A 14,052-nucleotide genomic window follows, 5' to 3' on the forward strand; every position below is an offset into this window, starting at 1 on the left:
CCAGCCCGCGGCACGGCGGAAGCCCGTTTTACAGGCGGCGCACACCCCGGAAAGCCTTGGCGTAGTAGCCCGTGCCGTCGAGGACGGAGCGTGCAGCAACGTCCCCCAGGGTGGGCCCGTTGGAAGATTTCCGGCTGGAGATAAAACGATACTTTCCGTTGGTGTCGGTGCCCAGGAATATGCCTACGTGGTCAATCTGTCCGGCGCTGTCCGCTTCCGCGTCAAAGAACACCAGGTCTCCGGGCTGCATCCCGTCGAACGTTTTCACCTGGGCCGTGCTCTTGCTTACCACCACGCCGGGGGCATCCTCGAACATCTGGAAGGAGCGCCGTGGCAACAGCCCGGGTGCCGGGTTGAGCGTCATGGGCATGCCGGCACGGTAGCCAAACAGCATCCGGATATACCCGGAGCAGTCCAGGGCCTTCAGCTCGCTGGTTTCCGGGGCGTCCGACTTTCCGGCGTAGTCCCACCTGATACCCAGATAGTCGTTGAAGTCGGCGCCTTCCTGGAGTGTTCCGTCAGCTGATGCCGCGCCGTATCCGGCGTCGCCCGCAATTCGAAGCCCTGCCGGGTCATACAGTGCTGGCGCCCCGGTAGTGTACTGCATCGCCATGTCCAGCAGATCCGGAGACGTATCGGCAGCGGCGGAACGCAGCCATGACTGGTCAACCGTGCCCGCGAACGGCTGGGGCAGCAGTCTGACATGAACCGTGGAGACCACGGCCGCGCTGGCGGAGGGCTCGGAGAAGGTCCGCTGTGGGCCGGCGAGCGCCACGGTCCGCGCACCGTTGGTGAAGGTGGCTAACCATCCCCCGGTGTTGTCGTATACCTCCGTTTTGTTTGTTCCGGATTTCTCTGTGACGACGAACTCCTCGGATGACGTGAAAAAGGACGTGGTTGTTGGGATCAGCAGTCCGAAGACTGCCAGGGCGCCCCCCAGGCGCGCGAAGATATGCAACATGACCTGAAGATACCGAACAGGCTTCCGTTCGGCGGGCGGACATGCGGCCTGCGGATCAGCGGATTGCAGGCAGCGGTCCGGGCGCGTCGGGTCCCGCTTCCGGATCCAGCGTGAATTCAGCTGAAACGTCGGGTCCCCCTTCCACTGAGTCGTAAAGCCGGCCGGCCGCGCCTGGGGCTGCCCATTCAATCAGCCGGATGTTGTCCACGTAGAGGCTGGATGAGAGCGTCTGGCTGGTTGGCGGCGCCAGCCGCACATAGGGCTGCGCTGCGGTGATGCCCGGCGGGGCCACGGCGTCGATCCGCACCAGCTGGCACGTTGAGTCCGCCGGTGATTCGGGAATGGGCACTTGGACGCCTCCTGCGCTCGGTCCCTTGTTTCCCTCATACCAGCTGAGTTCTATGCTGCCGCCCTTGGAGGCGCCGCGGACTTCGGCCAGCAGGGTGAGGCTGCTCCCGGGGGTGATCTGCTGCCGGTGGCTGGTGCTGACGTACACGTCCTCGAGGCTGACGGGGCTGCGCAGCAGCTGCAGTCCCAAGCCGTCGCCGCAGGCTCCGGCCGAGGAGATCTTGGCGAACTGGCCGAGGGTCCACAGTGCTGAGGGCTGGGCCACCATGGGCGCGTCCCGGTCCGTGAAGCTGCCGGTTCCCCAGAGCAGGTCCTGGCCCACGCGGACCTGCTGCCCTGGCCCGGAAACCCACCATCCCGGCGCGATCCGCTGAACCCCGGCGGGCACCGGATGCGTGGACGCCATTCCCGGTCCAGGAGTGCCCGGACTTACGGTGGCGCCGTGCTGCCCCAGCTGGGCTGACCCCTGCACGGTTCCGGCAGCGATCCGTGCGCTGGAATCCGCCAGGTCCCCTACAGCCGGCAGGGGAATGAAATCCTGCAGGGACAGGGCGTCGGTGCTGGCCACGGGTGTGCCGTCCGGTGTGATCTCCACACGCAGCAGGTAGCTCAGCAGGGTGGACCACAGTGTCTGGTCGAACAGCAGGTTTCCCATACTTTCGGCGGCAAGCCCGTCCTGGGTTGATGCCAGGCCGCCCACCACGTGGGGATGCCCGTTGACCACCACCCGGGCGCCGGCGTCCTGGGCAGCTTGGGTGAGTTTCCGGATGACGGGCGACTGGGCGCGCTGGTACTCCACGTCGCCGTGCATCATGACGGTCACCACGTCAGCGGACGCTTTCGCGTCGCGGACGGCGGCCTGCAGCCTCTTGGTGGAGCATTCGGCTGCGCCGGGGGTGTCAGGTCCGGCCACGTACGGAATCTGTCCGGGCTTGCCGTCCACGGTGGTGCAGCTGATGAAGGCAAGGGAGCGTCCGCGGACCGTGATGACCGCCGGCTTCCAGGCCTCGTCCTCCGTCAGTCCGGCGCCGGTGTGCAGGACGCCCGCCTCGTCCAGCGCCTGCATGGTACTGGTGATGCCGGGCCCCAGGGCGTCTGCCGCATGGTTGTTCCCAAGCGTCACCAGGTCCACACCGGACCGCTTCAGCGCTTCGGCTGATTCCAGGGCGCTGGCGAAGGCGATGTCCTTGGTGGGATGGAATTCGGCCGGCCGTTCGGTGCCGCTGAAATAGGGGTTTTGGACCAGGGGGGATTCGAGGTTCACGATGGCGATGTCGCTGTCGCTCAGCAGCGGGGACACCCCGGCCAGCAGGCGGGTGTGGTCTTTGACGGATGCGCCGGGGTTCAGGTGCGGGTCCTGTCCCGGAGGTGCCTCGTAAAAGCGGCGCCCGAACATGGCGTCACCGCCGAAGCGCAGGGAGACTGCCCCTTCTTCCGCGCGCAGCACCAGCCGGAGCGGAGCACCGGCGGTCCCGGCGGCGGCGCGGCTCAGGTGTCCGGCCTTCCTGGCCGTGTACACGGCGGTCCGGTCCACGGGAAACGTTCCGTCCGCGCCCGTCCGGACTGTCTCCCCGGCGGCGCTGGCCACCTCGGCGCCGGCGATCGGCTGCCCGGTTTCATCCGTCACCAGGCCCGTCCCCTGCACCGGGCCTGCCGTCCCGCCCTGTGGCTGTCCGGCCGGGAGTTGTCCGGCCGAGAGTTGTCCGGCGACATAGGAGGTGAGCGGAATGGCCGCGCCCAGCAGGACGGCCGCAACAGCGGCGGCCATGAGCATGGGCAGGGTGCCGGGCCGGCGCCGTGGCGCGGTGCCCCGTTCAAGTGAGGGACGACGTCGGCCTGGCCCCGCGGGCGTCACTGGAACCATCCCAGCAGGACGGCCGCGGCGGCGGCCAGGTTGGTCAGTCCGTAGGCGCCCACGCCGGCAAGCGCCGAGCCCCAGAGGGTTTTTTCCCATCCCTGCCGCTGGGCGTCGTTGGCGAGGAGCGCCGGAACCATCAGGGTGACCACTGTCAGTCCCCGCCAAGGGACGAAGGACTCGTCCGTCAGGTGCATGACGGCCACTTCACCGGACCAGGTCACCAGGGCAGCAACCAGGATCATGGTGGCCAGTTTGCGCCGGCCGAAGAGCAGGAGCCTGGGCATGAGCAGGTGCACCACAATGACGTAGGTGAGCAGCGCGCTGGCAAGGGCGAACGCCAGCTCGGTCCACCGCGGGCCCACCAGGGCGAGGTACCCGCCGGTGACGAAACCGCCGGACCGCAGGTCCAGTTTCTCGAAGATGAGCATGCCCAGGGCAACGCTGGCCATCACTCCCACAATGATGAATTCGCGGGGGTACCCCAGCACGGAGGCGAGCTGGGCGGAGTCGCCCTGCGGGACGGCGTCAATGAGCAGGAGGACTTCCTCCATGACGTAGACAATGAGGGCAAGGATGGCGGTGGTGGCGGCGATGGCCTGGAGGGTCCGTTTGGGGCCCTGCCTGCCCATGTCGTGGGCGATGATTCCCGGGATCAGGAAGCCGATTCCGGAGAGGGACAGCAGCATGGGCGAGAAACTTCCCAGCATCCCGGCCGCCAGGGTCCCGATCCCCACAAAGCCCAGGCCCACCAGCAGTTCGACGTCGAATTTGCGGCGGCCGTACAGGATCTTGCGTTTGGGAAGCCACACGTGGGTGACGCACCAGGCTGCCAGCCCTGCGGCCACGGTGGAGATGATGAGCAGCGGGTGCGGCAGCGAGATGGCCAGGTACGCCGGGACGATGGCCCCGCCCGTGGTCAGCTGGACCTTCTCGTAGAAGATCATGCTGACCACCACGCCCAGGACAATCGCCAGCCGGATCAGTTCGGGCGAATGCAGGTACTCACGCAACGTTGCGGCTCCTGGGCGCCGCCGAGGCAATGGCGTGCTGCGCGGCCCGCAGCCGGAGCATCGCCAGCGGTGCCCGGTGGGGCTCCCGCGAGGCGGCAAGCTCGTCGACGCCGTCGTCGCCATCGCATTCGCTGAAGTAGTGGATCAGCATTTCCGCCTGCTCGGTGTGGATGTTGACCATTCCGATCAGCACCCCGTGCTCGCCTTCCACCAGTCCTGCGATCGCTTCCAGCATCTGGTCCAGGCTGGGGCGGACGGTGTCGCCGAGGTTGAGGATCCGTTCACGGGGGAACCCGCCGGCGGTCATCATGGACGTGACGGCGTCCTCGTAGGCGCCCATGGTCACCACTTTGTCCAGGTAGCCGCTGAGGTCGTTGGGGACCATGGCCCCGAAGAGTTCCGCGCGCCTGCCCCGGTCCTGGCGGTTGTTGAGGATGCCAATCACGGAGGACGACTCGGCATGGGTGGTCTGGAGCTGTTTCAGGGCGAGGATGACGCTTTCGCGGTCGTTGGCGGCAAACATCGGCACCCAGGTGATTTTCTTTCCCAGGACGTCGTAGGTCTTCAGCCGTACCACGCCGACGTCGGGGACGGTTTTCCACATGCCGGTGATGGCTTTGTCGCGGCTGATGCCCAGGTATTCGGCAACGGCGAGGCCCACGGCAACATTGGACTTGAACTCGATGTGCCCGAACCCGCGCATGTCCTCGTCCCGCACAATGGAGGCGTCCGCATAGAGCGTTGAGCTGCCGCGCTCCTCGGCTGTCCGGCGAAGCCTTTCGCGGATCCCGTCCCTGTCCTCGGCCGTGATGAGGACGCCGTTGGACGGAATGGTCCGGGCCATGGAGTCGGCGATCTCCTCGAGGGTTTCGCCCATCTCCTCCTGGTGGTCTTCACGGACGTTGGTGATGATGGTGATGTCTGAGCGCACCATGTAGTCCTGGGCGTACTGCTGGTACTGGGGCCGCACGGCCATGCACTCGATCACCAGGGCTTCCACGCCGTGCCGGACGTGGTCGCGGACAATGTCCACCTGTTCGATGATGGTGGCGGCGCCGAGGCGCCGGATGGGCGTCTCCTCACCGGTGGTTCCGATGACCCGTGCGGCGGATCCGGTGGTTTTGGCCACGGTAATGAATCCGCCTTCGCGGAGGACCCCTGCCACCAGCCGGGTGACGGAGGATTTGCCGCGGATGCCGTTGACGTGGATGCGAACGTCCAGCTGTTCCAGCCTGCGGTGGTGGACTGACGCCGTGTACTTCCAGTAGATGATGAGGGCAAGGGTGACGGCGGCAAGGACCAGCAGCCCCACTTCGCTGGCCGACATCAGGCTGCTGTCCTGGCCGGAACTGCGGAACGACGGCGGGCGGCGTCGTCCAGCCGCAGGCCGGGGACGCTGAAGAGTGACTCCGCCTTCGCCGGGGATTCCGTGAGGACAACAATGTTGCCTTCGAGGCGCAGGGCAGTTGACGCCAGGGGGCGGGTGCCGGCCGCGCGGTCCGCATAGGTGGCCCCGGCCATGGCCGCTACAACCGCCTGTTCGAAGTGGAGGACAGTGGATGGATCTCCGCCGGGCACCACCATGGCCAGCAGATTGTCGGCCAGGAGCACAGGGTGCATCCGTCCGGCAGCGGAGGCTTCGAAGGTCCTTGCCGCAGCACGGAAAGCGTGGGCGGCCTGTTTAGGGGCGACGCCCTCCCGGACCGTCACGTGGACCGTGACAAGGGCAAGGTGCTCGCCGGTCCTGCGGGCATGCTCAGCTTCCATGTCCAGGAGGGCCCGGCCTTCGGCGGCTGACAGCAGCCCCTGGGACGCGCCGGCTCCCGCCGCCGCGGGCTGCTGGGACCCGGCCGCCTGCTGGCGGCGCAGGTAGGCGGCAGTGAGTCCAAACAGCCACCCGTAGGTGATGAAGGCGCAGACCGCCACGACGGCGAACGCCGTACTGCCACGGCCCCAGTCGCCGTCCACGCTGTGGAGTCCGATGTGCGCCGCCGCTCCTGCCAGGCCCACCACCAGGCCGCCTGCTGCACCCGCCCGCAGGGATGCCGCCAGCACAAAAGCCACCACCAGGAGCTCCGCCCACACCAGGCGGGAACCGTCCATAACGGCAACAACCGAGATGGCCGCGGTGAGGACCGCCATCAGGAGGATTGTTGTGAGTCCGTCAGTCCAGGCCCGTTTCGTCCCGTTGTTGTTCTCCAGGGTCATGCTTTTTGCGTCCGATCCATCGGAAATGTGCGAGGGCAAAGAGGAGCGCAAAGACCACCAGTCCAAGGGCTCCTCTGACGGCGAGTTCGTCCCAGCTCACGCGACGCCGATGTTCAGCAGGAAGGCAGGGCGAAAGGAGACGCTCATGAGAAGCCTCTCCCTTGCCGTGGAACTCCCTGAGGAGTTGCGGAACATACAGAAGCACCCTCGGTGCGCTTCGAGACCGGAAGCTCAGGGTGCTTCTAATAGTGTACGGAGTGGACATTTGACGCTACAACTTTTTGTGTACCCGTCTTTTTGCTACCCCACTACTTGGATTGACGGGGCCGCGGAGAGGCGTACGAAACATGCCCGAAACCCGGCAGTGGGATCACTTGGGCAGTAACTTCCTGCCGGCCACGTGGGGCAACGTCCCTACCGTAATATCCGCGCACACATGCGCATGGGCAGTTGCATCGCGCGGAAGGTTATTCGACACGTCATCAGAGAGAAATACGCGTTCAAGAAAGACCGGGGACCTATGGTAGCCCTACATACCTACGGGAGACCGGAGCAGCAAGTGACGCCGAGCAAAACCCCATCAGACGTGCCTGATCACAATGAACCAAGAGGTACGAACGGGCACGTGGTTGCCGCGTACATCACAGCGGCTGCGGCCATTCTTGCCGCGCTCGTCACCGCTTTTGCCCCCAAAGTATTCCCTGGGGGCGACGAGTCGCCTGCCCCTCTCGCAGAGGCCACCGAGGCAATGACAGCAAGTTCAGTTGTCCTCGTCGACGACCTACCCGATACCATCGCGGCCGACGACCTGGGTGTCACCATAAAAGGCCGGCTCTCGCATCCTCTTCCCAGCGGAACACAACTCTGGACGGCAACGCGCCAGAGCCCCAATAAAGAAACTGATGACATCGGCGGGCCAGGGTTCTCTGTTTCAGAGCTCTGTGACGTTAGCGACGATTCCACCGCCTTCAATTGTGGGCTCTCGCAGCTGGGGAACGATGAACTTCCTCCGGGCCGATACATCGTCTACCTTGGACTGGCCGATTCATCGACAGCGCGGGACCTTCTAAATATTCGCATTGAACAGGAGCGAGATGACAATTGGGGTCACACCGTTCCACGCGGATTTGATGCGCTGGAACCAGAAATTGTGGTGCGCAACTAGTTACCGCAGATCGGCGGCTTGACGGGTCGGTTGGTGACACGCAAGGGCTCAGCGGCGATCCAGTCCTGCTTGAGGGGATCGAACCCGCCGTGCCAGTCGCCGCGGAAGATGGTCATCACCTGCACGGGGTCCACGCCGCGGGTCATCACGGCCACGGCGTCGCGGTAGGTGGGGAACATCCAGTCGCCCTGGGAGAGGCACAGGGCGGCCGCCACCTGGCAGGCCTCCTGGCCGTGGCTGGAGGGGTACACGGCCATGCGGCCCTGCCGGACCAGGGCGGAGTTCTGGTCATTGACGCGGCGCCCGACGACGAGCTGCTCGTACGCGGCCAGCAGTTCGTCATCGCCGGGCAAAGGGTATTCATGGCCGGGTTCGGTGCCCTGCTCACCTTGGGGCTTGAGCCGGCCGTCCGGGTCCACCATCTCGATCTGGTGCCGGGCGGGGAGCATGTAGTCCTCGGCCGTGATGCCGAACTTCTTGGCGGCCTCGGTAAGGGCGTCCTCGGCGAGTGCCTGGCTGGTTGCGTCCGGGTGCGCGGTGTGGTCTGCGGAGATCGTCATTGTTCCGTCCTTCTGTTGCCACTATTCCTTCCCAGTATCGTCCTGTGGCCGGTTTCGTATCCAGCACCTGACGGAATCGTGGAGAAGCTGCACAATAACGCCGTTTCTGAAAGACGATTTGGCAGTGTGAGCCAGGTTACGGATATGCGTGGTGGACAAATTGGCTGGTCGGCTAGGGACGGAAGGCCCTTGACCCCTATCCGCAGGGGGAACACACTCAGGGGGACGCGATTGACGGAACGGTCTCTCCGTTGCATCACAAGGGATCTTTTCCACGCCTCGGGCGGGGAGAAGACTCCGTACCAGGTGGCAGGGTTTTCCCGTGTTGGGGGCGCATGGTGCGGCGATGGACGCGGAGGGGACAGTGCGGTTCCCTCCGCCCCTGAATCATTTTCCATCGGCCAGCAGCCTTTCCTGCGGCTGCCCTGGACCGGAGAATCTCGCGCCGCCCGTACCTCGGGGGCGCCGAATCATGCATGCGGAAAGTACAAAGGGCGGGGCAGCTGTAATGGGCATTGAGAACTTGTGGGACCGGCTGGAACCAGAGACGCGGCAGTGGCTGGTGGAGAACCCCGGCTGCAGGATCCTTCCCCGGACGGTGGTGGCGTCGATTGCCAAGGCCACCGGCACCGAGCTGGAGCAGGACAGGCACGGTGAAATCAGCCTTTCCTCCAGCGACTGCGACTTCATCCGCAGGGCGGCCGAGCTTCGGGAGACTGAGAGCCGCACGTCCTCGTAGCTGCACCTCCGGCTGCGTTTCGTATCCCCCAGCTGCCCGGGCTGCTCACAGCTGTGCCGTTCGCCCTACACTGGGAGACGAATTGCAATGTGAGACAGCTTACTGACGGGGGCCTTGGGCAACGTGGCAGCAAGGGATGCCGGGACTGAACCTGTCCCGTTGGACGACATCGACCGAAAAATCATTTCGGAGCTGACCCGCGACGGCCGCATGTCCGTGACGCAGGTGGCGGAGAACGTCCACATCTCCCGGGCGCACGCGTACACGCGCATAGCCCGGCTCACTGGTGAAGGCGTACTGTCCAGGTTCACCGCGCTGGTGGACCCGATCAAGGCCGGGCTCCGGTCCTCCGCCTACGTGACGCTGAAGCTGAAGCAGGACGCGTGGCGGGAACTCCGGGACCAGCTGGGCGCAATACCCGAGGTGCACCACGTGGCCCTGGTGGGCGGCGACTTCGACGTGATCCTACTGGTCCGTGCCGTGGACAACATCGACCTGCGCCGGGTCATCTTCGACCAGCTGCAGTCCATGCCCGGCGTGCTGGATACGCAGACGTTCCTGGTGTTCGAGGACTTGGATACACGGTAGGTCAGTGGCGGGCTTTCGCCCGGGTGAGCCATGCTGCCAGAAGAGCCGCCCGCAAAAGATGCCACTATGCGGCGACGTGATGAGCTCTTATCGGTCTATGGGTCCTGCACAGCTCTGTCACGGCTCAGAGGGGGCATAGATTCGTTCGGCCTTGTCCCTACCAGGGTCTGTCACGTTGGCACAACATAGCGTCGCGTCCCTGAGTGGCTGGCCCTCCCCTGGTAAGCGCCGAGCCTTGGCAATGACAGCCAGCCGAACAGCAGTCTCGCTTAGAGCTGGCTGGAAAGGGATATGAGATCGACATAGTTACCGTCCGCAAGCTGTATGCCTTGAAGATCACGCTGATCCAAACTGGCAATCCTGCTCGTCAGCAGCCGTTCCGCCGCCGCCACTACCGCCGCATCCGACGCCCCAAGTCTACGGGATTTATAGGTCTGGGCGAGTTCAAGTACGCGCTCCCACTGGTCCTCGAAATAGACAGGTACTATCTCGCGGTCTACGACGGCTTCTAGTAGCCCAAGTTCGGCTTCTGCCCCCAGCTCTCTGTCGATGAAGTACGACGCCTCAGCAAGTGCCAGCACCGGAACGTACAGTGGTGCCCCTATTGCCGTCACAATTTCGGCGGCCTGTAGGTGCCGATCATCGGAGTTAATATAGGCGGCGATAATGACATTGGCATCTACCACAACTAGTGTCATGTGACGCTTCGACGCTCCTCGTCGAAAACGCTAGATAAATCCCGACGTTCAGTAAATCTGGAGCCCTGGCCGACAAAACTCGGCAGTTTCTTCACCGATTCAGGGGCGCCCTTCAACGTGGCTTGGATAGCTGCCACACTCGTTACGTCAGGTATGTTGATTTTCGGCACAACAACCCTCGACAGGTCCACCTTCGGCACAACAACCCTCGACAGGTCCACCTTCGGCACAACAACCCTCGACAGGTCCACCTTCGGCACAACAACCCTCGACAGGTCTAGCTTCGGCACAACAACCCTCGACAGGTCTAGCTGTGGCAAAACTATCTTGGCGGCGATAATCCGTCCGTCGATCGTGGACGGTGAAATTTTAAGGTCCTCCGCCCCGGCTAGGCGGTTACGATGGTGCGCCTCGGTCATGATGCCGCAATTTGAATCTGGGAGCGGAAGAGTTCAGCAAAATCCTTGGGGCCCGCGAAACCGATCATTTGGAAACGGCAACGTAAGAACGTGCAATTCTCCATCTGAATCGCTCCAATAATTTGAAGTCGCTCAGGAGGGATTTCCCACAGAAGGGCGTCCACATCACCATCGAAAATGCACTCTTCAAGGGTCGATCCAACAAGCGCTAAAACAGCAGGGCCGAGAATCAAGCAATCTTCAAATATGCGATCTCTTATGACCGAAGTAGTGACAGTAAGATCGCTAATCCGCAGGACCTTCCCAACCTCACGTCCGTTCGATATAGGCATGGCATCATCCTCTCACGAGCGAAGGTAGCCGCAGTAGTGCTACCGATATCCGTCCACAATCGCCGCGGCAATTTCCTTATAGGCGCGGCGCGTTTCAGGTTTGAGCACGTCCAAGGTGACGAGGTCCCCGTCGGCCACACCACGGTCGTGTGGGACAGCAATGAGCTCGCGGCAGATACCAGCCAGGTGCTCCTCGATGGCGTCCTTGTCCACGCGCGACGAAACCTCGTCCTTGTCGGTGATCACCACAATGGCGTTCCGGGCCAGGTCCTCGTACCCGTGGCTGGCAAGCCACTGCAGGGTGCTGCGGGCACGCTTGGCACCGCTCACCGCATAGCCGGCGGCGATCACGAGGTTATCTGCCGACTGCAAGATCCCGCTCATAGCGTTATGGGTCACTCCGGTGCCACAGTCGGTCAGGGCCACGGAGTAGTAGGCGGAGATCAGCTTGCGGATCCGCAGGTACTCCTCGGCAGTGAGCGAGTCCGAGACCTCAGGGTCCTGCTCCCCCGCAATCAGATGAAGCCGGCCGGCGTGGTGCATATACCTGGACAAGGAGGTCAGCGAATCGATGGACTCGATGTTCTCCAGTAGATCTGAGATAGTGCGCGGGCTGGACTGCTGGTAGATGCCCTCCCCCAGTGCACGCTCCACCAGGTCCCCAGAGTCAGGGTTGGCGTCGATAGCGCAGGGAGCATCCCCGCGGTATTCGGCGAGGGTTAGACCCACGCCCACGGTGGTCGATGTCTTGCCGATGCCGCCCTTGAGGCTCAGCACAGCGGTGTTGTAGCTGCCCTGCAGCTGCCGGGAAATGCGGCGGCCCAGCTCCTCTTCCTGGCGCTGCTTGGGGCCCGGGCCCACGTTCCAGGCGCCGCCGGTCATGTTGTAGATCGCACCCCGGATGCCGCCGACGGGCCGGGGTTTCTGTTCCTTTACAAACAGTCCAGGGGAGCTGATGAAGTCGGGCATGGGGTTTTCAGCAATGGTGTCAGCAACTGTGGGGCGGGCCCGGCGGAAGGTGGGAGTTTCAGAAGGAGCGGCCGACGGCGTCGGCCGGGCTGCCGCAGCAGCTGCGGCAGGCACAGAGGTAGTAGAGTCCACCCCAGCCGGCCGGGCAGATACAGGCGGCCGGGTGGGTGCCGGGATGCGCGAGTCCGGCTTGGCTGCATCAGCCGCCGCGGCCGCCTCCGCCCAAGAGGTTCGTCGCGTCAGGGGCGCGCCCGGCTCCGGCTGGCTGGAAGAGTTGGGGGTTACGGCTGGCATGGTTCCTGTCCGGGCATCCGCCAGCTCCCCGTCGCCGCGACGAAGGGCACGGCGACGGCGCCGCTGCGGCTGCCCTGCATCCTCTGCGTGGGCGCGTGCGTTTTGATCCGCCGGATCGGGCATTTCTGTCCCCCCAGGACGTTCGGCAAACTCTTGTGCAGCACTTGTTCTAACAGCAAGTCTAGAGGTTGTGGCATCTTCCCCCGGTCAGATGCGAGCAAGTGCAGCGGCAACCACTGCGGTAGTGAGGACCAGAAGAAGCGCGACAACGGCGTAAGCCTGCCACTTGGGGCGGCGTCTATGGGGATTGATGTCGACGTACGGCATAGCTAACGGCGGCCACCTCGGCATGATGCGAGATCAACGCTCCGGATGGTACGGCGCTTGAGCCGAAGCATCTGGTACAGAACAGCAAAAGGAATAAGCAGGGTGCCCATCAGCATGCAGAGCCCCAGCACAAAATCGGCAATAGCCAAAACAGACCTCCGTTGGCGAGCAGTGATCCCCCATGTCAGATCGCTTGGACGTTACCCGGCCGGTCATGACATTGACAAGTCATGTCAACTCTCATGGGCGGGACGCGCTGACCAGGTGCACGCATTTGTCGACCGATCCCGCTTCCAAACGGGGAATCATGAGTGGCAGGCCTCTCAGACGCCGGTTTGCGAACCTCTCAAGTCATGGACAACATGACTCGCGTGGTTCCACTGAGATGTGAAAGGAGGACTTATGGTCCCTGCGGGGGCTTAGGAGCGGCTTGGCCCATCGATATGCGCAGTCGTGCCGTCACCTACATTCCCGGCGTAGAACCGACATTCTCTTTTTGATTTATGGCCCTAACATGAAATGCTTGCGGCGTGATCCTCATGTTGGATCAACACGATCTGAAGGGCTGATGTTGGCGAAAACTCTAGTTATTGGCGCAAACGGATTCATCGGTTCACACCTCGTCGACGCTTTATCCTTGGACGGACATGAGGTTACGGCCTTTGACAGGTTCCGATCGGACCGAGCCAATCTCTTCGCAAGTGACGCACGTCCGCTCGCGGGTGATTTCCTCAGCCGCTCCGACATCGAACGTGCCGTGTCCGGACAGGATTATGTGTTTCATTTTCTTTCCACGACGACACCAGCGACGGCGGAAAACGATCCGACCTTCGATCTCCGAACCAATGTCGCGCAAACGGTGGAGCTCTTGGAGGCATGCGTTGCGGCTTCGGTAAAGCACTTCTACTTCGCCTCAACCGGCGGTGCTATATACGGCAGTCAAGGCCAGTCCCAATATTTCGAGACTGACCGGGCCCTACCCATATCACCTTATGGAATTGGGAAGCTGACGATCGAAAATTATTTGAGTTACTTTAAGGCCAAGCACGGCCTCCATTCAACAATTTTTCGTATATCCAATCCTTACGGCGGACGCCAGCGAGCCAACCGTAAACAAGGGCTTATCCCAATCGCTCTGCGACAGATAGCGTTGGGGGAGCCCGTTGTACGGCTAGGTGACGGTCAGATGGTGCGTGACTACATTTACGTTGATGACTTGGTGAGTATGATCGCTCGTGTAGTCGGCAAATCCCCGGAGCACACGGTGTACAACCTTGGGAGCGGTCATGGGCATACGGTTGCGGAAGTTCTTGAATCTTTGCACCGTGTGACGGGCAAGGACTTCGATATCGTTGAGCAACCAAAGCCTCCGACCTTCGTTGATCGTGTGGTGCTCGACACCTCTCGATATGTAGGTGAGTTCGGTCCTCACGACTTAACTCCCCTGGACGAAGGTATAAGCAGAACCTACGGGGACATTCTGGAGCAGCTTCGCCGCGAGCTGGATGCCGCAGCGAACAATTACAAGTTAAGTTCCGTCAGACAGCCTCACTGATCCTCGCGGCACAGGTGATCG

General features: G+C 63.2%; 13 protein-coding genes and 1 pseudogene. 4 read left to right on the forward strand and 10 right to left on the reverse strand.

Annotation, left to right across the window (positions count from 1 at the left end):
- Positions 1-28 precede the first annotated feature (28 nt).
- Genes ABRP28_RS10460 through ABRP28_RS10480 form a run of 5 tightly spaced genes read right to left on the reverse strand, consistent with a single transcriptional unit; the run spans position 29 to position 6,385 of the window.
- Positions 29-961 (reverse strand): NlpC/P60 family protein, encoded by a 933-nt coding sequence (locus tag ABRP28_RS10460; protein ID WP_350004382.1) that lies wholly within the window; start codon positions 959-961, stop codon positions 29-31.
- 55 nt (positions 962-1,016) lie between these two features.
- Positions 1,017-3,164, reverse strand: a complete 2,148-nt coding sequence (locus tag ABRP28_RS10465) for a CapA family protein (protein ID WP_374152833.1) — start codon at positions 3,162-3,164, stop codon at positions 1,017-1,019.
- Positions 3,161-4,177: a poly-gamma-glutamate biosynthesis protein PgsC/CapC gene (locus ABRP28_RS10470; RefSeq protein ID WP_350004380.1), complete on the reverse strand. Its 1,017-nt coding sequence runs from the start codon at positions 4,175-4,177 to the stop codon at positions 3,161-3,163. Before ABRP28_RS10470 ends, ABRP28_RS10465 begins: the two co-directional genes overlap by 4 nt.
- Complete coding sequence (gene pgsB, locus ABRP28_RS10475) at positions 4,170-5,504, reverse strand: poly-gamma-glutamate synthase PgsB (protein WP_350004379.1); 1,335 nt, start codon at positions 5,502-5,504, stop codon at positions 4,170-4,172. Before pgsB ends, ABRP28_RS10470 begins: the two co-directional genes overlap by 8 nt.
- Complete coding sequence (locus ABRP28_RS10480; RefSeq protein ID WP_350004378.1) at positions 5,504-6,385, reverse strand: hypothetical protein; 882 nt, start codon at positions 6,383-6,385, stop codon at positions 5,504-5,506. The genes pgsB and ABRP28_RS10480 overlap by 1 nt, the downstream gene beginning before the upstream one ends.
- A gap of 559 nt (positions 6,386-6,944) precedes the next feature.
- Between ABRP28_RS10480 and ABRP28_RS10485 the strand changes: the two genes are divergently transcribed.
- Positions 6,945-7,550, forward strand: coding sequence for a hypothetical protein (locus ABRP28_RS10485; protein ID WP_374152834.1), 606 nt, complete (start codon positions 6,945-6,947; stop codon positions 7,548-7,550).
- Between the two features lie 68 nt (positions 7,551-7,618).
- On the opposite strand, the pseudogene ABRP28_RS10490 reads toward ABRP28_RS10485, so the two are convergent.
- Positions 7,619-8,110 (reverse strand): annotated as a pseudogene (locus ABRP28_RS10490) (thiamine pyrophosphate-dependent enzyme); the annotation flags it as partial.
- A gap of 508 nt (positions 8,111-8,618) precedes the next feature.
- Between ABRP28_RS10490 and ABRP28_RS10495 the strand changes: the two are divergent.
- Both ABRP28_RS10495 and ABRP28_RS10500 read left to right on the forward strand, forming a co-directional pair.
- Positions 8,619-8,849 carry a hypothetical protein gene (locus tag ABRP28_RS10495; RefSeq protein ID WP_350004376.1) on the forward strand — a complete coding sequence of 77 codons (231 nt, stop codon included), beginning with the start codon at positions 8,619-8,621 and terminating at the stop codon, positions 8,847-8,849.
- Positions 8,850-8,972: 123 nt separating this feature from the next.
- Complete coding sequence (locus ABRP28_RS10500; RefSeq protein ID WP_102975370.1) at positions 8,973-9,437, forward strand: Lrp/AsnC family transcriptional regulator; 465 nt, start codon at positions 8,973-8,975, stop codon at positions 9,435-9,437.
- Between the two features lie 269 nt (positions 9,438-9,706).
- Here the strand turns inward: ABRP28_RS10500 and ABRP28_RS10505 are convergent, their stop codons facing one another.
- The 4 genes from ABRP28_RS10505 to ABRP28_RS10520 are packed head-to-tail and all read right to left on the reverse strand — an operon-like array spanning position 9,707 to position 12,272.
- A complete protein-coding gene (locus ABRP28_RS10505; RefSeq protein ID WP_350004375.1) occupies positions 9,707-10,135 on the reverse strand; it encodes a PIN domain-containing protein in 429 nt (142 codons plus the stop codon).
- A complete protein-coding gene (locus ABRP28_RS10510) occupies positions 10,132-10,554 on the reverse strand; it encodes a hypothetical protein (protein ID WP_350004374.1) in 423 nt (140 codons plus the stop codon). Before ABRP28_RS10510 ends, ABRP28_RS10505 begins: the two co-directional genes overlap by 4 nt.
- Complete coding sequence (locus ABRP28_RS10515) at positions 10,551-10,886, reverse strand: hypothetical protein (RefSeq protein WP_350004373.1); 336 nt, start codon at positions 10,884-10,886, stop codon at positions 10,551-10,553. Before ABRP28_RS10515 ends, ABRP28_RS10510 begins: the two co-directional genes overlap by 4 nt.
- 39 nt (positions 10,887-10,925) lie before the next feature.
- Complete coding sequence (locus ABRP28_RS10520; protein WP_374152835.1) at positions 10,926-12,272, reverse strand: MinD/ParA family protein; 1,347 nt, start codon at positions 12,270-12,272, stop codon at positions 10,926-10,928.
- 772 nt (positions 12,273-13,044) lie between these two features.
- On the opposite strand from ABRP28_RS10520, the gene ABRP28_RS10525 reads away from it, so the two are divergent.
- Complete coding sequence (locus tag ABRP28_RS10525; protein ID WP_374152836.1) at positions 13,045-14,031, forward strand: NAD-dependent epimerase/dehydratase family protein; 987 nt, start codon at positions 13,045-13,047, stop codon at positions 14,029-14,031.
- Positions 14,032-14,052 lie beyond the last annotated feature (21 nt).

The organism is Pseudarthrobacter sp. WHRI 8279, from assembly GCF_040224115.2.
GTDB lineage: Bacteria > Actinomycetota > Actinomycetes > Actinomycetales > Micrococcaceae > Arthrobacter.

Bases quoted from the DNA above. Each gene is read 5' to 3' on its own strand.
- ABRP28_RS10460 (WP_350004382.1), bottom strand. From the start codon at position 961: ATGTTGCATATCTTCGCGCGCCTGGGGGGCGCCCTGGCAGTCTTCGGA.
- pgsB (WP_350004379.1), bottom strand. From the start codon at position 5,504: ATGTCGGCCAGCGAAGTGGGGCTGCTGGTCCTTGCCGCCGTCACCCTT.
- ABRP28_RS10480 (WP_350004378.1), bottom strand. From the start codon at position 6,385: ATGACCCTGGAGAACAACAACGGGACGAAACGGGCCTGGACTGACGGA.
- ABRP28_RS10495 (WP_350004376.1), top strand. From the start codon at position 8,619: ATGGGCATTGAGAACTTGTGGGACCGGCTGGAACCAGAGACGCGGCAG.
- ABRP28_RS10505 (WP_350004375.1), bottom strand. From the start codon at position 10,135: ATGACACTAGTTGTGGTAGATGCCAATGTCATTATCGCCGCCTATATT.
- ABRP28_RS10510 (WP_350004374.1), bottom strand. From the start codon at position 10,554: ATGACCGAGGCGCACCATCGTAACCGCCTAGCCGGGGCGGAGGACCTT.
- ABRP28_RS10515 (WP_350004373.1), bottom strand. From the start codon at position 10,886: ATGCCTATATCGAACGGACGTGAGGTTGGGAAGGTCCTGCGGATTAGC.
- ABRP28_RS10520 (WP_374152835.1), bottom strand. From the start codon at position 12,272: ATGCCCGATCCGGCGGATCAAAACGCACGCGCCCACGCAGAGGATGCA.
- ABRP28_RS10525 (WP_374152836.1), top strand. From the start codon at position 13,045: ATGTTGGCGAAAACTCTAGTTATTGGCGCAAACGGATTCATCGGTTCA.